Here is a 16,909-nt window from a genome sequence, read left to right on the forward strand (position 1 = left end):
TAGTGATCAAGTAATCCATAACCCCCTACATATAGTATTTATCCACAAGGTTAGCCACAAGTCGCTAACTGTGGATAACCGGGGTATTTTTCATTTCACGGACAGGTACACACTCACATGAATCAGAGTCTGCTGGTTACAAAACGTGACGGTCGCACTGAGCGCATCGATCTGGATAAAATCCACCGAGTTCTGGATTGGGCCGCCGAAGGCTTAAACAACGTATCCGTATCGCAAGTTGAACTGCGCTCGCACATTCAGTTTTATGACGGCATCAAAACTTCTGATATTCATGAAACGATCATCAAAGCTGCGGCAGATTTAATCTCTCGTGAAGCGCCTGATTACCAGTACCTGGCTGCACGCCTGGCGGTTTTCCATCTGCGTAAAAAAGCTTACGGTGAGTTTGAGCCGCCAAAACTGTACAGCCATGTTGTGAAAATGGTTGAGATGGGCAAATACGATAGACATCTGCTGGAAGACTACACGGAAGAAGAGTTCAAGCAGATGGACGATTACCTCGACCACGATCGCGACATGAGCTTCTCATACGCCGCGGTGAAACAGCTTGAAGGTAAATACCTGGTTCAAAACCGTGTCACCGGCGAAATCTACGAAAGCGCACAGTTTCTCTACATTCTGGTTGCCGCGTGCCTGTTCTCTGGTTATCCGCGTGAAACGCGTCTGAGCTATGTGAAACGTTTTTACGATGCGGTTTCCCTGTTCAAAATCTCTCTGCCAACGCCGATTATGTCTGGCGTGCGCACCCCAACTCGCCAGTTCAGCTCTTGTGTCCTGATCGAGTGCGGTGACAGCCTGGATTCCATCAACGCCACTTCCAGCGCGATTGTGAAATACGTTTCCCAACGTGCAGGCATCGGTATCAACGCCGGTCGCATTCGTGCGCTGGGTAGCCCGATTCGCGGCGGTGAAGCATTCCACACTGGCTGTATCCCGTTCTACAAACACTTCCAGACTGCGGTGAAATCCTGCTCTCAGGGCGGCGTGCGTGGCGGTGCTGCGACACTGTTCTACCCAATGTGGCATCTGGAAGTTGAAAGCCTGCTGGTACTGAAAAACAACCGTGGTGTTGAAGGCAACCGCGTACGCCACATGGATTACGGCGTGCAAATCAACAAACTGATGTACACCCGTTTGTTGAAAGGCGAAGACATCACCCTGTTCAGCCCGTCTGACGTCCCAGGTCTGTACGACGCATTCTTTGCCGACCAGGAAAAATTCGAGCAGCTGTACACCAAATACGAGAAAGACAACAGCATCCGCAAACAGCGCGTGAAAGCCGTTGAGCTGTTCTCGCTGATGATGCAAGAACGTGCGTCAACGGGCCGTATCTATATTCAGAACGTTGACCACTGCAACACCCACAGCCCGTTTGATCCGGCTATCGCGCCAGTTCGCCAGTCTAACCTGTGCCTGGAAATCGCGCTGCCGACCAAACCAATGAATGACATCAACGACGAAGACGGTGAAATTGCACTGTGTACGCTGTCGGCATTCAACCTTGGTGCAATCGAAAGCCTCGATGAACTCGAAGAGCTGGCGATTCTGGCAGTACGCGCTCTGGATGCGCTGCTTGATTACCAGGATTACCCAATTGTTGCCGCGAAACGTGGTGCCATGGGCCGCCGTACTCTGGGCGTAGGCGTGATTAACTTCGCCTACTACCTGGCGAAAAATGGCGTTCGTTACTCCGACGGTAGCGCCAACAACCTGACGCACAAAACCTTCGAAGCCATTCAGTATTACCTGCTGAAAGCGTCGAACGAGCTGGCGAAAGAGCAAGGCCCTTGCCTGTGGTTCAACGAAACCACCTATGCACAAGGCATTCTGCCAATCGACACATATAAGAAAGACCTGGATGTGATCAGCAACGAGCCGCTGCATCTGGATTGGGAAGCACTGCGTGAGTCAATCAAAACCCACGGCCTGCGTAACTCAACGCTTTCTGCATTGATGCCGTCAGAAACCTCATCGCAAATTTCCAACGCGACTAACGGTATCGAGCCACCACGCGGCCATATCAGCATTAAAGCGTCGAAGGACGGTATTCTGCGTCAGGTCGTTCCGGATTATGAAAAACTGAAAGATAATTATGAGCTGCTGTGGGACCTGCCAAACAACGACGGCTACCTGCAATTAGTGGGTTTGATGCAGAAATTTATCGACCAGTCGATCTCTGCTAACACCAACTATGACCCATCGCGCTTCCCATCAGGCAAAGTGCCGATGCAGCAATTGCTTAAAGATTTGCTCACCGCCTATAAATTCGGTGTCAAAACGCTTTACTATCAGAACACCCGAGACGGCGCAGAAGATGCGCAAGACGACCTGGCACCTTCTATCCAGGACGATGGCTGCGAAAGCGGCGCATGTAAAATCTAACTTAAAATCCCCTCACCTAGTTGAGGGGATTTTTTCGACGCATTACAGGATTTGATTTCATGGCATACACCACTTTCTCACAGACGAAAAACGATCAACTCGCTGAGCCAATGTTCTTTGGCCAGCCAGTGAACGTGGCACGCTACGATCAGCAAAAATATGACATCTTCGAAAAGCTGATCGAAAAGCAACTTTCCTTCTTCTGGCGTCCGGAAGAAGTTGACGTTTCACGCGATCGTATCGACTACCAGGCGCTACCGGATCATGAAAAACACATCTTCATCAGCAACCTGAAGTACCAGACGCTGCTGGACTCCATTCAGGGTCGTAGTCCGAACGTGGCGCTGTTGCCGCTGATTTCCATCCCTGAACTGGAAACCTGGGTTGAAACGTGGGCGTTCTCCGAAACGATCCACTCGCGTTCTTATACGCACATCATCCGCAACATCGTTAACGATCCGGCGATTGTGTTTGACGATATCGTGACCAACCAGGAAATCTTAAAGCGTGCGAAAGATATCTCCGGTTACTACGACACCTTGATTGAAATGACCAGCTACTGGCATCTGCTGGGTGAAGGCACGCACAACGTCAACGGAAAAACCGTGACCGTGAATCTGCGCGCCCTGAAACGCCAACTTTATCTGTGCCTGATGAGCGTGAACGCGCTGGAAGCGATTCGCTTCTATGTCAGCTTCGCCTGCTCCTTCGCTTTCGCCGAGCGCGAACTGATGGAAGGCAACGCGAAAATCATCAAACTGATCGCCCGTGACGAAGCGCTGCATTTGACCGGGACTCAGCATATGCTGAACCTGATGCGTTCCGGCGAAGACGACCCGGAAATGGCAGAAATCGCCGTGGAATGCCGCCAGGAATGTTACGACCTGTTCGTGTTAGCTGCTGAACAAGAAAAAGAGTGGGCAAGCTATCTGTTCCGCGACGGTTCAATGATCGGCCTGAACAAAGACATTCTGTGCCAGTATGTTGATTACATTACCAACATCCGTATGCAGGCTGTCGGTCTGGATCTGCCATTTAAAACACGTTCAAACCCAATCCCATGGATCAACGCGTGGCTGGTGTCGGATAACGTGCAGGTTGCACCGCAGGAAGTGGAAGTCAGCTCTTATCTTGTTGGCCAGATTGACTCTAATGTCGATGCTGACGACCTGAGCAATTTCCAGCTTTAAGCCATGAGCCGCATTACATTACGCAAATCCGGCGCACAACTGTTATGCGGGGAAGAACACCCTTCCCTGCTGGCGACGCTTGAATCACATCAGGTCACCGTCGAGTATCAGTGTCGGGAAGGTTATTGCGGCTCCTGCCGGACTCGCTTAATTGCGGGTCAGGTTAAGTGGCTTACCGAACCGCTGGCGTTTATCCAGCCCGGTGAAATACTTCCCTGTTGCTGCCAGGCGCACGGCGATATTGAAATAGAGATGTAAAGGGTGGATGACGCTTGCGCGTATCCACCCTACAACGGCTTTTCGTAGGTCGGATTAGCGTAGCGACATCCGACATTCATTTGACCTGGCTACTGGCTATTTTCTCTGGCTTTCATTTCCTGATGATGTTTGTTCTCACCCACCATCACCACCAGCAGCAGAATCACGGCCATAATACTGCCGCCGATCATCACCATAAAGCCGCCATCCCAGCCGAAGAAATCAACGGTATAACCCACAATGGCGCTCGCGGCGACCGACCCACCGAGATAACCAAACAAGCCAGTGAAGCCCGCTGCCGTTCCCGCGGCTTTTTTCGGTGCCAGTTCCAGCGCATGTAGACCAATCAGCATCACCGGGCCGTAGATCAGGAAGCCAATCACAATCATACACGCCATATCCACACCCGGATTACCCGGCGGGTTCAGCCAGTAAACAATGGTCGCAATCGTCACCAGAATCATAAAGAACACACCGGTTGCGCCACGGTTGCCGCGGAACACTTTATCCGACATCCAGCCACACAGCAGCGTCCCTGGGATCCCTGCGTATTCATAAAGGAAATAAGCCCAGGAGGATTTATCCAGCGCAAAGTGCTTCACTTCTTTCAGATACGTTGGCGACCAGTCGAGAATGCCGTAACGCAGCAAGTAGACGAAAACGTTAGCAATGGCGATGTACCACAGCAGGCGGTTAGGGAACACGTACTGCATAAAAATCTGTTTAGCCGTCAGCTCCTCTTCCGTTTTGTCGTTATAGTCGTCCGGGTAATCGTTTTTGTACTCTTCGATGGGTGGCAAGCCGCAGGATTGCGGGGTGTCGCGCATTAATGCAAAGGCAATCAGCGCCACCAGAATCGCCGCAAAGGCTGGCATATAAAGTGCCGCGTGCCAGTCGTTAAACCATGCCATCCCGAGTAAGAACAGCAGCGGCGGCAAACCACCGCCCACGTTATGTGCGCAGTTCCATACAGATACAATTCCGCCACGCTCTTTCTTGGACCACCAATGCACCATGGTGCGCCCACACGGCGGCCAGCCCATTCCCTGGAACCAACCACACAGGAACAGCAGCACGAACATCACCGCGATGCTGGATGTCGCCCATGGCACAAACCCCATAAATAGCATCACGGCTGCCGCCAGAATCAAACCGGCGGGTAAGAAAACGCGTGGATTCGAGCGGTCAGAGACTGACCCCATGATGAATTTTGAAAAGCCGTAGGCGATAGAAATACCGGAAAGCGCGAATCCTAAATCCCCCCGCGAGAAACCTTGCTCAATCAAGTACGGCATCGCCAGCGTGAAGTTTTTACGCACCAGGTAATAGGCCGCGTAACCGAAGAAAATCCCCATAAAAATTTGCCAGCGCAGGCGTTTATAAGTTGGGTCAATGTGCTCGTTCTTTAGCCGGGGCTGGTGCGCGCTGGGTTTGAAAATGCTTAGCATAAATGCCTCCGTGGCAGGGTTTATAAGCCATGTTCATTTGCGAGCGCATGTTAAGGATTATCGGGGTGAGTTAGTGTGAAACACCCCACAACATATTACATTTTTATTACAAACTATCGAAAAGGTGCATAACATCACACTTTACTTTCGATTTATGCTCGAATTTGCTCGATATCAAACATTTTAAAATTGATTTGTGGCTCAATTGTGTTCAAGAGAATTCTTCAGGAGCAGAGCATGGCGACGGGACGCAAAGAGAGGGATGTCATTATTATCGGCGGTGGCGCAACCGGTGCGGGAATTGCTCGCGACTGCGCCCGTCGCGGGTTGCAAACGCTGCTGCTCGAAAGACACGATATCGCCACCGGGGCGACGGGGCGAAACCACGGCTTACTCCACAGCGGCGCGCGGTACGCCATGACGGACAGCGAATCGGCCAGAGAATGCATTGAAGAAAACCGCATCCTCAAACGTATCGCTCGCCATTGCATCGAACGCACCGACGGCTTGTTTATCACCCTTCCCGAAGACGATTTATCTCTCCAGACTATTTTTATCGCCTCCTGCCAGGACGCAGGAATAGACGCTCAACGCATCGAACCCAAAGAAGCATTACACCTGGAACCCGCCGCAAACCCTGAATTGATTGGCGCGGTGCGCGTGCCTGATGGCACCGTCGACCCCTTCCGCCTGACCGCCGCCAATATGCTGGATGCCAGAGAACACGGCGCTGAAATTCTCACCGGCCAGGAAGTTACCGGTCTGATTCGCAACAGCGATCGGGTTTGTGGGGTGCGCGTCTATAACCACCAAACCCAACAACAGCACGATTTATACGCAAGCGTAGTGGTGAATGCGGCCGGGATTTGGGGCCAGCACATCGCGGAATATGCTGATTTGCGCGTGCGGATGCTGCCCGCAAAAGGCTCGCTGCTCATTCTTGGCCATCGCATCAATAACATGGTGATCAACCGCTGCCGCAAACCTGCTGACGCCGATATTCTGGTGCCCGGCGATACGATTTCACTGATTGGCACCACTTCCACGCCCATTGAATATGACCAAATCGACAATATGCGCGTCACGCCGCAAGAGGTCGATATCCTGATTCGTGAAGGCTCGAAACTTGCGCCAAAACTCGCGGAGACTCGTATTCTGCGCGCTTACGCAGGGGTACGCCCGCTGGTGGCAAGCGACAACGATCCGACCGGACGCAACGCCAGCCGAGGAATCGTGCTGCTTGATCACGCAAAGCGCGACGGGATGGAAGGGTTTATCACCATCACCGGCGGCAAACTGATGACATATCGCCTGATGGCCGAATGGGCGACGAACGCGGTTTGTGAAAAGCTCGGTAATACCCAGGCTTGCACCACCGCAACGGAGCCGCTTCCAGGCTCAGGAAGCTCTCCGGAAGAAACCCTGAGCAAAGTCATTTCTTTACCCCTCACCATCCGGCGCTCGGCGGTCTGGCGTCATGGCGACCGCGCCGGGCAGCTATTGGCCGGGGATCGTCTAAGCAACAGCCTGGTTTGCGAGTGTGAAGCCGTCACCGCAGGCGAAGTCCGTTACGCGGTTAACAATTTGGCCGTCAGTAATCTTGGCGATTTACGCCGCCGCACCCGCGTGGGAATGGGGACTTGCCAGGGGGAACTTTGCGCCTGTCGCGCCGCCGGTTTATTACAACGTTTTGGCACCTCAACACCTGCGCAATCGCTCGAGCAGCTTTCCATTTTTCTCAATGAACGCTGGAAAGGTATTCGCCCGATCGCCTGGGATGATGCGCTGAGGGAAAGCGAGTTCACCGCCTGGGTTTACCAGGGATTGTGCGGACTAAAAAAAGGATCACCACAATGAAATTCGACAGTCTGATTATTGGCGGTGGTTTAGCCGGACTGGTATGCGGGGTTCGTCTGGCGGAGGCGGGTCTTCATTGCGCCATCGTCAGTCGTGGGCAAAGCGCCCTGCATTTTTCGTCAGGTTCGTTGGATTTGCTGGCGCAATTGCCCGACGGCAGCCCGGTAAACTCTCCTTTAAACGCACTCGAAGCCCTGAAACAACAAGCCCCTGAACACCCTTATAGCCTGATGGGTGCAGACAACGTCTGCCGTTATGCGGCCGAAAGCGAGGCGCTGCTGGCCCGGTGCAATATCACGCTCACAGGAAGTTATCAGCAAAACCATCAGCGCATCACACCGCTGGGAACACAACGGGCAACGTGGTTAAGCCCGGAAGAAATTCCCTTGGCTCCCCTCGCGTGGCAGCGCATTACAGTGGTCGGGATTGCCGGTTTTCTTGATTTCCAGCCTGAACTGGTCGCCGGTTCGCTTGCGGATAATAATATTGAGGTTCAAGTAGCCGAGCTGACGCTTCCAGCCTTAGACACGCTGCGTAACAACCCCAGCGAATTTCGCGCCGCCAACATCGCCCGCGTATTGGATATGTCGGAGCAGCAGCGCCTGTTTATTGAGGAGCTTAAAATGCTGGCGAACAACACCGACGCCCTCTTCCTTCCGGCCTGTCTGGGAAGCGAAAACTCACTCGCCTGGCAGAATATCAGCCGCCAGTTATCCTGCCCGCTGCGCCTGCTGCCCACCCTTCCGCCGTCAGTGCTCGGCATGCGCATGTCCCAACAATTGCGCCGCCGTTTCCAGCAGTTGGGCGGGATTATCATGCCGGGTGATGCCGTCGTGAACACGGAAGTGGAAAACCATAACGTCACCGCACTTTTCACCCGCAATCACGGCGAAGTCCCCCTGCGAGCCAGGCATGTTGTGCTCGCCAGCGGCAGCTTTTTCAGTAATGGCCTGCAAGCGAAATTTGACGGTATCCGCGAAGCTATTTTTGGTCTTGATGTTCGTGCCCCGGCGCAGCGTGAAGGCTGGAGCAAAGAGGATTTTTTCAGCCCGCAACCTTATTTGCAGGCGGGCGTTATCGTTGATGAACACTTTCACCCTTCTCGTGACGGGCAGCGCATCGAAAATCTGTTTGCTATCGGCTCGGTGCTCGCGGGCTTCGACCCCATCGAACAAGGATGCGGCGCAGGTGTTTCAATGATGGGCGCACTGCATGTCGCCCGGCAAATTCTTGAGATTCAGGGGAGAAACCAATGAATCTGCTTGATGAAAAGAGTTTCGAAAATTGTATTAAATGCACCGTTTGCACCACCGTTTGCCCGGTGAGCCGGGTCAATCCTGATTATCCTGGTCCAAAGCAATCCGGGCCAGATGGCGAACGCCTGCGGCTGAAAGATGCAGCGCTTTACGATGATGCGTTGAAATATTGCACCAACTGCAAACGTTGCGAAGTGGCCTGTCCGTCTGATGTGAAAATTGGCGATATTATCCAACGCGCTAAAGCTCGCTACGGTAAATCCAGATTCAATCTAAGAGATGCCATTCTCAGCCATACCGATTTAATGGGCACGCTCTCGACGCCGTTTTCACCGCTGGTCAACACCGCGACGTCGCTCAAACCAGTGCGCAATTTGCTCGATAAAACGCTCGGCATTGACGGTCATCGCGAATTGCCCAAATACTCTTCCGGCACGTTTCGCAGCTGGTATCGCAAACAAGCCGCCGCTCAAAAAGCTTTTGCGGAACAGGTCGCGTTTTTCCACGGCTGTTACGTTAATTACAATCACTCCGATCTCGGCAAAGATTTAGTCCGCGTGATGAACGCCATGGGGTTTGGCGTGCAATTGCTGGAGCGGGAAAAATGCTGTGGCGTGCCATTAATTGCTAACGGTTTTATCGACAAAGCCAAAAAACAGGCCGCGATAAACGCAGCCTCTCTGGAGAAAGCGGTGATTGAGCAAGGGCTTCCGGTGATTGCCACATCGTCTACCTGCACGTTTACTTTACGCGACGAATACCCGCAGGTACTGGACATCGACACTCGCCCGATGCGCGACCATATAGAACTGGCGACACGTTTTATCTGGAAGCAGCTGGAAAGCGGGAAAGAGCTAAAGCTTAAAGCATTGCCGTTACGAATTGCTTATCACACGCCATGCCATATGGAGAAAATGGGTTGGTCGTTATATACGCTCGATTTATTACGCCGTCTGCCGGGTGTGGAACTGATAATACTGGAGTCTCAATGCTGCGGGATTGCCGGAACCTATGGATTTAAAAAGGAAAACTATAATACGTCGCAAAGCATCGGAGCGCCGTTATTCCAGCAAATAGAAGAAAGTGGGGTCGATTTAGTCGTGACGGATTGCGAAACCTGTAAATGGCAGATTGAGATGTCTACCCGTAAAAAATGCGAGCACCCGATTACGCTTCTGGCGCGGGCGCTCGCTTAGCTTTTAGATTTCTAGTGAGTCGACAACGTTAACCCAGCCATGCTCGGCGGCAACATCCTGCCCATTGAGCCAGCGGCGCAGCATGTTTAACGCCATCATCGCGCAGACTTCCTGGCGGATGCGCAGGGCGTGGCGGGTCACGCTGAACTTCACTTGCAGACCGTAAGTGCCTTTTGGCGTATGCAGGGCGAAATTCAGATGCTCATCATCGAGGCACCCGACCACCAGCGCCACCGCACTCCCCGCTTGCAGCGCGAAGGCCTTTGCACGCTCAGTGATTTGCATCAGGGTTTCAGGGCGCGCGGAAAGCACTTCACTGTTACCCAGCGGCGCTTGTGCGCTGGAGAGTTGCAAACACAGCAGCCCGGCGGTGAATTGCTCGCTGACCGCAACGTTGAGCGATGCTTCGCGCAGACGTTGCGCCAACTGCGCAGGTAAACCCTCAGTCCCTTCAAAAATGGTGCTTTCACCCGCCACGCGCTGAACTTCAGGCCAGACGGCTTCCATTGCTGCGCGCTGCGTGGCAGGGCCGGTCAGTTTTAGCTCGATAATTGGCATGGATGAGCGATAGCCCATCACAGCCCCTTCCGGCAACGGGATCGGTTCAAGGCTTTGCGCCAGTTCGCTTTCAGAGCGCCCAAACGTCGTCAGACGCAGGCAAACTGGAGGTTCAGGCAGAACAAAGCGTTCGCGCAAGCGCGGCATGATTTGTTGCTCGACCATCACTTTAAATTCAGAAGGCACACCAGGAGTGAAAAACATCAGGCAGCGGTTGAGTTGCAGCGCAAAGCCACACGCGGTGCCGACCGGGTTATCCACCATTTCGCTGGTTGCAGGAATCAGCGCTTGTTTGCGATTGCTCGGTGCCATTTCACGCCCACGCTCGGCAAAGAAACGCTCCATTTGCGCAAGCCATTCCTGATGCATCACCAGTTCCACACCTGCGGCAGTGGCGGCGGCAAGCGCACTGAGATCGTCGCTGGTTGGCCCAAGCCCACCGTTCACAATCAGAATATCGGCCTGCTCGCTGCGCTCTTTAAGCACTGCAATGAGATCGTCAAGACTGTCACCCACCGTGTTACGGCGCGACATCGGTAAACCCTGGTTAAAAAAGTAATCAGCAAGCCAGGCTGCGTTGGTATCAATAATTTGACCATGCAGCACTTCGTCGCCGGTAGACAGCATTTCCACTTTTATCATTGTTAAACTCCGCGGGAAGGGAACGAATTACTATAACTCAAGCGGATGAAGATCGGCGGGAAATGAGTAAGCCGCAGCAGAGCTGCTGCGGCCTGGATAAATCAAAAACCGGCGGAAACGCCGACGTACGGGCCGTCTGCGATGGCGTTATCACGGTTGCCATCTTTGCCATCAACGCCAATATAGCGATAACCGGCTTCTACGGTAATTGGACGTATAATGGTCCAGCGTGCGCCAGCGCTAGCTTCTTGATAATCTTTTACGCCGCTTGAGAGAGAGTCTGGAGAGTAGTAGTAATCACCGAACACGGAGAAGCTGTCGAAGATTTTCCAGCTCAAACCGCCGCCGACGGCAACGGCGTAACCTTCATCGCCATCTTTTGGATTCAGATATACCGCACGACCACCCACGGTACCCATAAATGGGCCCAATGGAACATTCAGACCCAGACCTAAACCTGCGGTATCACCGTCGTCATCGTTATGGGCGTAGTTGCCGTTCATCGTCAGGCCTGCTGAATCCTGACCAAAGCCAACTGCCACGTTGGTGTATTTTTCACCCGCCTGGCCACTGATGCTAATCGCGCTTGCTGATGCTGAAACGAGAGCCAGACCGGCAACAGTTGCTATTAATAATTTGTTCATGCTTTCAATCCTAAGCAGTAAAAAGGGATGTCCCTGAAAAGAGGCCGATTTTACAGCCAGTATTGATGTAATCAATGTGTTAGAAATGCTTTTTGTCTTTCGTTTGTAAGAAAATGAAAATGAAAGGCCAGGGCGAGAGTCACTGGATTTGCCCCCGCCTGTTGTTAAACCGCAGCCAGTTTAACTCTCACCAGCAATCCACCCGATTCTGCACGCAATAACTCAGGTCTCGTCCGGTGATAACGCGCAATATCATTCACCAGTGCCAGTCCAATTCCCGCCCCATTTTGTGCAGCACTATTATCTAAACGATGGAACGGCATTAGCGCATGGCGAACCAGCCCGCTCTCAATGCCTGGGCCGCTATCCTCAATTTCCAGCCAGGCACATTGCGTTTCATCACGAGTCACCCGAATCGTGACCACGCCATTTTCCGGCGTATATTTCAGCGCGTTATCCAGCAGGTTAATGCATAGCTCAGCCAGCAAAACAGGCTCGCCCGTTATCCATACCTCGTCTAACCCTTCATAACCCAGATCGATATTTTTACTTCTCGCCTGCGCCATGCTCGAGAAACAGCACGCCTGGGCGATTTTCACCAAATCTACCGGCTCCATGGCCTGCCCCTCTGTCTGGTCGAGGCGGCTTAAACGTGAAAGCTGTAATAAGCGTTCGGTTAAATGAATGGTGCTATCGAGGGTGGTTTGCATCGCGACCAGGCTTTCACGCCACTGCATCGGATCAGGGCTACTGAGCGCCACGGCAGCCTGGGTTTTTAACACGGTTAATGGCGTTCGCAACTGGTGAGAAGCATCGGCGCTGAACCGCGATTGCCGGGCCAGCACGCCGCGCAGGCTTTCGATGTAGCGGTTAAATGAAACAATCAATAAGCGGGTTTCAGACCAGGGCAATAAATCGGGCAATGGTGTTAAATCGCCTGGGTCACGGCGCACCATCTGCACGGAAAGCTGGCGCATCGGTTTGAGCACGCGTCGTAATAATAGCCAGGCAAGCGTTAACGTCAGTAACACCAGGCCGCCCTGAGTGAGCGTGGCCGAAGCCAATAAACGCACCGCCAGGTAGTGCCGCGATTGAACGGTTTCGGCGACGATAATTTGCGCCATGCCGTTTACTCCCCCCTCGTTAACCGGCTGGAGCAGACGCGCAACGCGCAGCGTTTGCCCGCGATACGTCGCGTCATAAAACCACGCCAGCGCAGGGTAAAGCTCAGTGCCCGGCGTGTTTTCAGGCATGTCGGGTAAATCGTCATAACCCGAAATCACTTTGCCCTGCGTGTCGGTGACTTTGTAATAGAGCCGGTCATTCATATTGCGCTCGAAGCTGTCGAGCACCACCCAGGGCACCTCCACGTCAAGCTTTCCATCATGCACAACCAACTTCTCTGCAACGGTGCGGGTCGAGGCCAGCAAAGTGCGGTCGTAGGCTTGTGTCGCGGCATTCATCGCGCTCAGATAACTGCTGACCGCAGAAAAACCCCACAAAATAAACAGCGGTAAACCGAGAAAAAGCAGCAATTGTCCGAATAACGATTGCGGCTTAATGGTTTGCATCGCTGCACTCCAGCACGTAGCCAAGCCCGCGTAGCGTGGTGATTTGCACATTACTGCTGGCCAATTTTTTGCGTAGCCGATGAATATATAGCTCGATACTTTCCGGGTTGGCTTCATCGCTCAAACTAAACACCTGTTCAAACAGTTGCTGTTTGGGAACGGGGCGCGTGCGGCGGTACATCAGTACCGTCAAAATAGCGTGTTCACGCGGGGTTAACGCCAGCGGTTTATTCTTCAGCAGAAAATAGCCGTCATCATGTAAACCGAGCTGCCCCAGTTGCTGCTGCTCATGGATTTGTCCTTCGCTGCGCCGCACCAGCGCCCGCAGTCGCGCATCCAGTTCCTCTAATTCAAACGGTTTCGGCAAATAATCGTCGGCTCCGGTATTCAGCCCTTTCACACGGTCACTCACCGCGCTGTGCGCCGTCAGCAACAGTACCGGCAGCGTCTGCCCGCGCTTGCGCAAACGCTGTAATACCTCAAGACCATCCATTCTCGGCATCCCGATATCCATCACCGCGACCGCATAACGTTCGTTTTGTAATAGATGGTCGGCTGCCTGCCCGTCAAAAACGCAATCCACCGCAAAGCCCGCTTGTATCAGGGCTTTCTCCAGCCAGTGAGCCAGCTCACGGTTATCTTCCGCCAGTAAGAGACGCATATCACATCCTGTAAAGTTTCGGCACGCATGAAAGGTAAATGAAAGGTTAATGACTTAACAATCACGCAACTGAGCTACTGCAAGGCGGCTCACATAATGAGAAACATCTACCGGTTTAACGTGAGGATGAAAATGAAACGAACCCTACTCTCTGCCCTTACCGCTTCAGCTTTGTTGTTAACTGCTTTTAATACGCTGGCAGCAGAAGTCCCATCCCGCACCGAATGTATCGCTCCGGCCAAGCCCGGCGGCGGTTTTGACCTGACCTGCAAACTGATTCAGGTCAGCCTGCAAGAAACCGGCGTGCTGGAAAAACCGATGCGCGTGACTTACATGCCCGGCGGCGTTGGGGCGGTTGCCTATAACGCGATTGTTGCCCAGCGCCCTGCCGAAGCAGGAACGGTGGTCGCATTTTCCGGTGGTTCTCTGCTGAACCTGTCGCAAGGTAAGTTTGGCCGTTATGGCGTCGATGACGTGCGCTGGCTGGCAAGTGTTGGCACCGATTACGGCATGATTGCGGTGCGGGCTGACTCGCCGTGGAAAGATTTGAAATCGCTGCTCGCGGCGATGGAGAAAGATCCTAACAGCGTGGTGATTGGTGCGGGTGCATCTATCGGCAGCCAGGACTGGATGAAAACCGCGCTACTGGCGCAAAAAGCCCATGTCGATCCTCACAAGATGCGTTACGTCGCCTTTGAAGGCGGCGGCGAGCCGGTTACAGCCTTGATGGGCAACCATGTGCAAGCGGTATCGGGCGATTTGAGCGAAATGGTACCGTATCTCAATGGTGACAAACTGCGCGTGCTGGCGGTGTTCTCTGAAGAGCGTCTGCCCGGCCAACTGGCAAAAATCCCTACCGCAAAAGAGCAAGGTTTTGACCTGGTATGGCCGATTATTCGTGGCTTCTACGTCGGACCGAAGGTGACTGATGCGGAATACCAGTGGTGGGTCGAAACCTTTAACAAGCTCCAGCAAACCGAAGATTTCAAAAAGCAACGTGACTTGCGCGGCCTGTTCGAGTTCAACATGAGCGGCAAAGAACTGGATGACTACGTGAAGAAACAGGTGACGGGTTATCGCGAACAAGCCAAAGCGTTTGGGCTTGCTAAATAACCGGAGGCGATGATGAGCGATCGTATTTTTGCCGGGATCTGGATTGTTCTGTGTATTGGCGGCCTGTTTGTCGGCTGGCAAATTCAGAGCGAATACAGCTATGAACCCGTCGGGCCACGCCCGTTTCCTTTAGCCATTCTCGGCTTGATGCTGATGTGCGCGGTGTTGCTGATTTTGCGCCATCCCGATGTCGTGGAGTGGCCGCATCGCCGGACGTTGCAGCGCCTGCTGATCATGATTATTAGCCTGGCAATCTACGCCTGGGCATTTGAATGGCTCGGCTTCCCACTGGCAACGACGCTCCTCACCGCCAGTTTCGGTTTACTGTTTGGTGCAACGATTCCGGCGGCATTAATTTCTGGCGTAGTGATGGGTGGAGTGTTGTTTTACTCCTTTGACCGCCTGCTGGATGTGACCCTTCCTCTCGGCGTTTGGCTGAACTGACCTACGATCTAGCCCCTTTAGATTTCGAGGTGCAGGAAGGCGGTAAACTCAGGTATCCCCAGGAGCTTACTAAAGTAAGTGACTGGGGTGCGTGAGTGGAGCCAACGCATCTGCAACTTGAAAGATGACGGGGCGAACGGAGTACTTATGGATACCTGGTTTTATTTATCGCAAGGTTTTGCCGTTGCTCTGACGCCGGAAAACCTGATGATTGCCCTGATTGGCTGCTTTGTTGGCACCATCGTCGGGCTGCTACCTGGCCTCGGCCCAATTAACGGCGTAGCGATTTTGCTGCCGCTGGCGTTCGCTCTGAAATTACCGCCGGAGTCCGCACTGATTCTACTGGCTACGGTCTACATTGGATGCGAATACGGAGGGCGTATCTCATCAATACTGCTTAACGTGCCGGGGGATGCGGCTGCCATCATGACCGCGCTCGATGGCTACCCGATGGCAAAAGAAGGTCGCGGTGGCGTGGCGTTATCCATTTCTGCGGTGAGTTCGTTTATCGGTTCATTGCTGGCCATTACCGGCATCATCCTTTTTGCTCCAGCACTGGCGCAGTGGTCGCTGGCATTTGGCCCTGCGGAATACTTTGCCTTAATGGTTTTTGCCATTGCCTGCCTTGGCAGCATGATGGCACAAAATCCGCTGAAGTCGTTCCTTGCAGCGTTGATTGGTCTGGGTCTTGCCACCGTCGGAGTGGATGCCAACACCGGGGTATATCGCTTCACATTTGATAGCGTTCACCTCTCCGACGGTGTGCAATTTATTGTGGTGGTTATTGGCCTGTTCTCGGTTTCAGAAATCCTGTTAATGCTCGAAAGCACCAGCAGCGGGCAGGTTCTGGTCCGCAAAACCGGGCGCATGATGTTTAACATGAAGGAAGCCGCACAATGCACGGGAGCAACGCTGCGATCTTCGGTTATCGGGTTCTTCGTCGGCATTCTGCCGGGCGCGGGAGCCACCATCGCCAGTGCCATTGCCTATATGACCGAGAAGAAAATCAGCGGTAATAGCGAAACCTTTGGTAAAGGCGATATTCGCGGCGTGGCCGCGCCGGAAGCGGCAAACAATGCTTCGGCCTGCGGTTCGTTTATCCCGATGTTAACGCTGGGTGTTCCAGGTTCCGGCACCACGGCAGTGATGATGGGCGCGCTGACGCTTTATAACATCACGCCAGGCCCGGCCATGTTTACCGAGCAACCGGATATCGTTTGGGGATTGATTGCGTCATTGCTGATTGCCAACGTGATGCTGCTGATTATGAACATTCCGCTCATCGGCTTCTTTACTAAGATGTTGAGCATTCCGCTGTGGTTCCTGGTGCCTGCAATTGCTGCCGTTTCTGCGGTAGGCGTTTATGCGGTTCACAGCACCACTTTCGACTTGCTGTTGATGGTCGGGCTGGGTGTGCTGGGTTATATCCTGCGTAAGATGCACTTCCCGATGTCGCCGCTGATTCTGGGTTTTGTTCTCGGGGAAATGCTCGAGCAAAACCTGCGTCGCGCGCTGTCTATCAGCAACGGCGGGTTGAGCATTCTGTGGGAAAGTGGCGTGGCGAAAAGCCTGTTGATTATGGCGATTGTGGTTATCGTTGTGCCGCCGGTTCTGCGTTTGATTCGCCGCCAGCGTAATAAATCAGTTTTAGAGTCAGGTTTGTAGGTC

Annotated in this window: 14 protein-coding genes; 9 read left to right on the forward strand and 5 right to left on the reverse strand. The window is 53.3% G+C overall.

Annotated features, from left to right (window positions below; genetic code table 11):
* The first annotated feature begins 117 nt into the window (after positions 1-117).
* The 3 genes from nrdA to yfaE are packed head-to-tail and all read left to right on the forward strand — an operon-like array spanning position 118 to position 3,851.
* Positions 118-2,403, forward strand: a complete 2,286-nt coding sequence (nrdA, locus tag DY231_RS16590; RefSeq protein ID WP_034494085.1) for a class 1a ribonucleoside-diphosphate reductase subunit alpha — start codon at positions 118-120, stop codon at positions 2,401-2,403.
* Positions 2,404-2,462: 59 nt separating this feature from the next.
* The gene (gene nrdB / locus DY231_RS16595) at positions 2,463-3,593 is read left to right on the forward strand and encodes a class Ia ribonucleoside-diphosphate reductase subunit beta (RefSeq protein ID WP_034494083.1); all 1,131 of its coding nucleotides are present in this window, start codon (positions 2,463-2,465) and stop codon (positions 3,591-3,593) included.
* A 3-nt stretch (positions 3,594-3,596) separates the two neighbouring features.
* Positions 3,597-3,851 carry a class I ribonucleotide reductase maintenance protein YfaE gene (gene yfaE / locus DY231_RS16600; RefSeq protein ID WP_115630075.1) on the forward strand — a complete coding sequence of 85 codons (255 nt, stop codon included), beginning with the start codon at positions 3,597-3,599 and terminating at the stop codon, positions 3,849-3,851.
* A gap of 89 nt (positions 3,852-3,940) precedes the next feature.
* On the opposite strand, the gene glpT is transcribed toward yfaE, so the two are convergent.
* Complete coding sequence (gene glpT, locus DY231_RS16605) at positions 3,941-5,299, reverse strand: glycerol-3-phosphate transporter (protein WP_115630077.1); 1,359 nt, start codon at positions 5,297-5,299, stop codon at positions 3,941-3,943.
* Positions 5,300-5,536: 237 nt separating this feature from the next.
* Here glpT and glpA point away from each other — a divergent pair, with 237 nt between their 5' ends.
* From glpA to glpC, 3 genes are read left to right on the forward strand one after another with little or no spacing between them, the layout of a single operon-like run.
* A complete protein-coding gene (glpA, locus tag DY231_RS16610) occupies positions 5,537-7,156 on the forward strand; it encodes an anaerobic glycerol-3-phosphate dehydrogenase subunit A (RefSeq protein ID WP_115630079.1) in 1,620 nt (539 codons plus the stop codon).
* Positions 7,153-8,412 carry a glycerol-3-phosphate dehydrogenase subunit GlpB gene (glpB, locus tag DY231_RS16615; RefSeq protein ID WP_115630081.1) on the forward strand — a complete coding sequence of 420 codons (1,260 nt, stop codon included), beginning with the start codon at positions 7,153-7,155 and terminating at the stop codon, positions 8,410-8,412. The genes glpA and glpB overlap by 4 nt, the downstream gene beginning before the upstream one ends.
* Positions 8,409-9,608 (forward strand): anaerobic glycerol-3-phosphate dehydrogenase subunit GlpC, encoded by a 1,200-nt coding sequence (gene glpC, locus DY231_RS16620; RefSeq protein ID WP_172588702.1) that lies wholly within the window; start codon positions 8,409-8,411, stop codon positions 9,606-9,608. Before glpB ends, glpC begins: the two co-directional genes overlap by 4 nt.
* 3 nt (positions 9,609-9,611) lie before the next feature.
* On the opposite strand, the gene DY231_RS16625 is transcribed toward glpC, so the two are convergent.
* The 4 genes from DY231_RS16625 to tctD all read right to left on the reverse strand — a co-directional run bounded on the left by DY231_RS16625 (position 9,612) and on the right by tctD (position 13,684).
* Positions 9,612-10,808, reverse strand: a complete 1,197-nt coding sequence (locus DY231_RS16625) for a nicotinamide mononucleotide deamidase-related protein YfaY (protein ID WP_115630083.1) — start codon at positions 10,806-10,808, stop codon at positions 9,612-9,614.
* 101 nt (positions 10,809-10,909) lie between these two features.
* Positions 10,910-11,452, reverse strand: a complete 543-nt coding sequence (locus DY231_RS16630) for a YfaZ family outer membrane protein (RefSeq protein WP_115630085.1) — start codon at positions 11,450-11,452, stop codon at positions 10,910-10,912.
* Positions 11,453-11,616: 164 nt separating this feature from the next.
* Positions 11,617-13,023 carry a sensor histidine kinase gene (locus tag DY231_RS16635; protein ID WP_115630087.1) on the reverse strand — a complete coding sequence of 469 codons (1,407 nt, stop codon included), beginning with the start codon at positions 13,021-13,023 and terminating at the stop codon, positions 11,617-11,619.
* Positions 13,010-13,684 (reverse strand): transcriptional regulator TctD, encoded by a 675-nt coding sequence (tctD, locus tag DY231_RS16640; RefSeq protein ID WP_115630089.1) that lies wholly within the window; start codon positions 13,682-13,684, stop codon positions 13,010-13,012. Before tctD ends, DY231_RS16635 begins: the two co-directional genes overlap by 14 nt.
* Positions 13,685-13,816: 132 nt before the next feature.
* Here tctD and DY231_RS16645 point away from each other — a divergent pair, with 132 nt between their 5' ends.
* The 3 genes from DY231_RS16645 to DY231_RS16655 all read left to right on the forward strand — a co-directional run bounded on the left by DY231_RS16645 (position 13,817) and on the right by DY231_RS16655 (position 16,906).
* The gene (locus DY231_RS16645; protein WP_115630091.1) at positions 13,817-14,797 is read left to right on the forward strand and encodes a Bug family tripartite tricarboxylate transporter substrate binding protein; all 981 of its coding nucleotides are present in this window, start codon (positions 13,817-13,819) and stop codon (positions 14,795-14,797) included.
* 12 nt (positions 14,798-14,809) lie between these two features.
* The gene (locus DY231_RS16650) at positions 14,810-15,241 is read left to right on the forward strand and encodes a tripartite tricarboxylate transporter TctB family protein (protein ID WP_115630093.1); all 432 of its coding nucleotides are present in this window, start codon (positions 14,810-14,812) and stop codon (positions 15,239-15,241) included.
* Positions 15,242-15,388: 147 nt separating this feature from the next.
* A complete protein-coding gene (locus DY231_RS16655; protein ID WP_115630095.1) occupies positions 15,389-16,906 on the forward strand; it encodes a tripartite tricarboxylate transporter permease in 1,518 nt (505 codons plus the stop codon).
* The last annotated feature ends 3 nt before the right edge of the window (positions 16,907-16,909 follow it).

The sequence above is a fragment of the Buttiauxella agrestis genome (assembly GCF_900446255.1).
Taxonomy (GTDB): domain Bacteria; phylum Pseudomonadota; class Gammaproteobacteria; order Enterobacterales; family Enterobacteriaceae; genus Buttiauxella; species Buttiauxella agrestis.

Excerpts from the sequence above, each read along its gene's own strand:
- nrdA (WP_034494085.1), top strand. The coding sequence starts at position 118 with ATGAATCAGAGTCTGCTGGTTACAAAACGTGACGGTCGCACTGAGCGC.
- nrdB (WP_034494083.1), top strand. The coding sequence starts at position 2,463 with ATGGCATACACCACTTTCTCACAGACGAAAAACGATCAACTCGCTGAG.
- yfaE (WP_115630075.1), top strand. The coding sequence starts at position 3,597 with ATGAGCCGCATTACATTACGCAAATCCGGCGCACAACTGTTATGCGGG.
- glpT (WP_115630077.1), bottom strand. The coding sequence starts at position 5,299 with ATGCTAAGCATTTTCAAACCCAGCGCGCACCAGCCCCGGCTAAAGAAC.
- glpA (WP_115630079.1), top strand. The coding sequence starts at position 5,537 with ATGGCGACGGGACGCAAAGAGAGGGATGTCATTATTATCGGCGGTGGC.
- glpB (WP_115630081.1), top strand. The coding sequence starts at position 7,153 with ATGAAATTCGACAGTCTGATTATTGGCGGTGGTTTAGCCGGACTGGTA.
- glpC (WP_172588702.1), top strand. The coding sequence starts at position 8,409 with ATGAATCTGCTTGATGAAAAGAGTTTCGAAAATTGTATTAAATGCACC.
- DY231_RS16625 (WP_115630083.1), bottom strand. The coding sequence starts at position 10,808 with ATGATAAAAGTGGAAATGCTGTCTACCGGCGACGAAGTGCTGCATGGT.
- DY231_RS16630 (WP_115630085.1), bottom strand. The coding sequence starts at position 11,452 with ATGAACAAATTATTAATAGCAACTGTTGCCGGTCTGGCTCTCGTTTCA.
- DY231_RS16635 (WP_115630087.1), bottom strand. The coding sequence starts at position 13,023 with ATGCAAACCATTAAGCCGCAATCGTTATTCGGACAATTGCTGCTTTTT.
- tctD (WP_115630089.1), bottom strand. The coding sequence starts at position 13,684 with ATGCGTCTCTTACTGGCGGAAGATAACCGTGAGCTGGCTCACTGGCTG.
- DY231_RS16645 (WP_115630091.1), top strand. The coding sequence starts at position 13,817 with ATGAAACGAACCCTACTCTCTGCCCTTACCGCTTCAGCTTTGTTGTTA.
- DY231_RS16650 (WP_115630093.1), top strand. The coding sequence starts at position 14,810 with ATGAGCGATCGTATTTTTGCCGGGATCTGGATTGTTCTGTGTATTGGC.
- DY231_RS16655 (WP_115630095.1), top strand. The coding sequence starts at position 15,389 with ATGGATACCTGGTTTTATTTATCGCAAGGTTTTGCCGTTGCTCTGACG.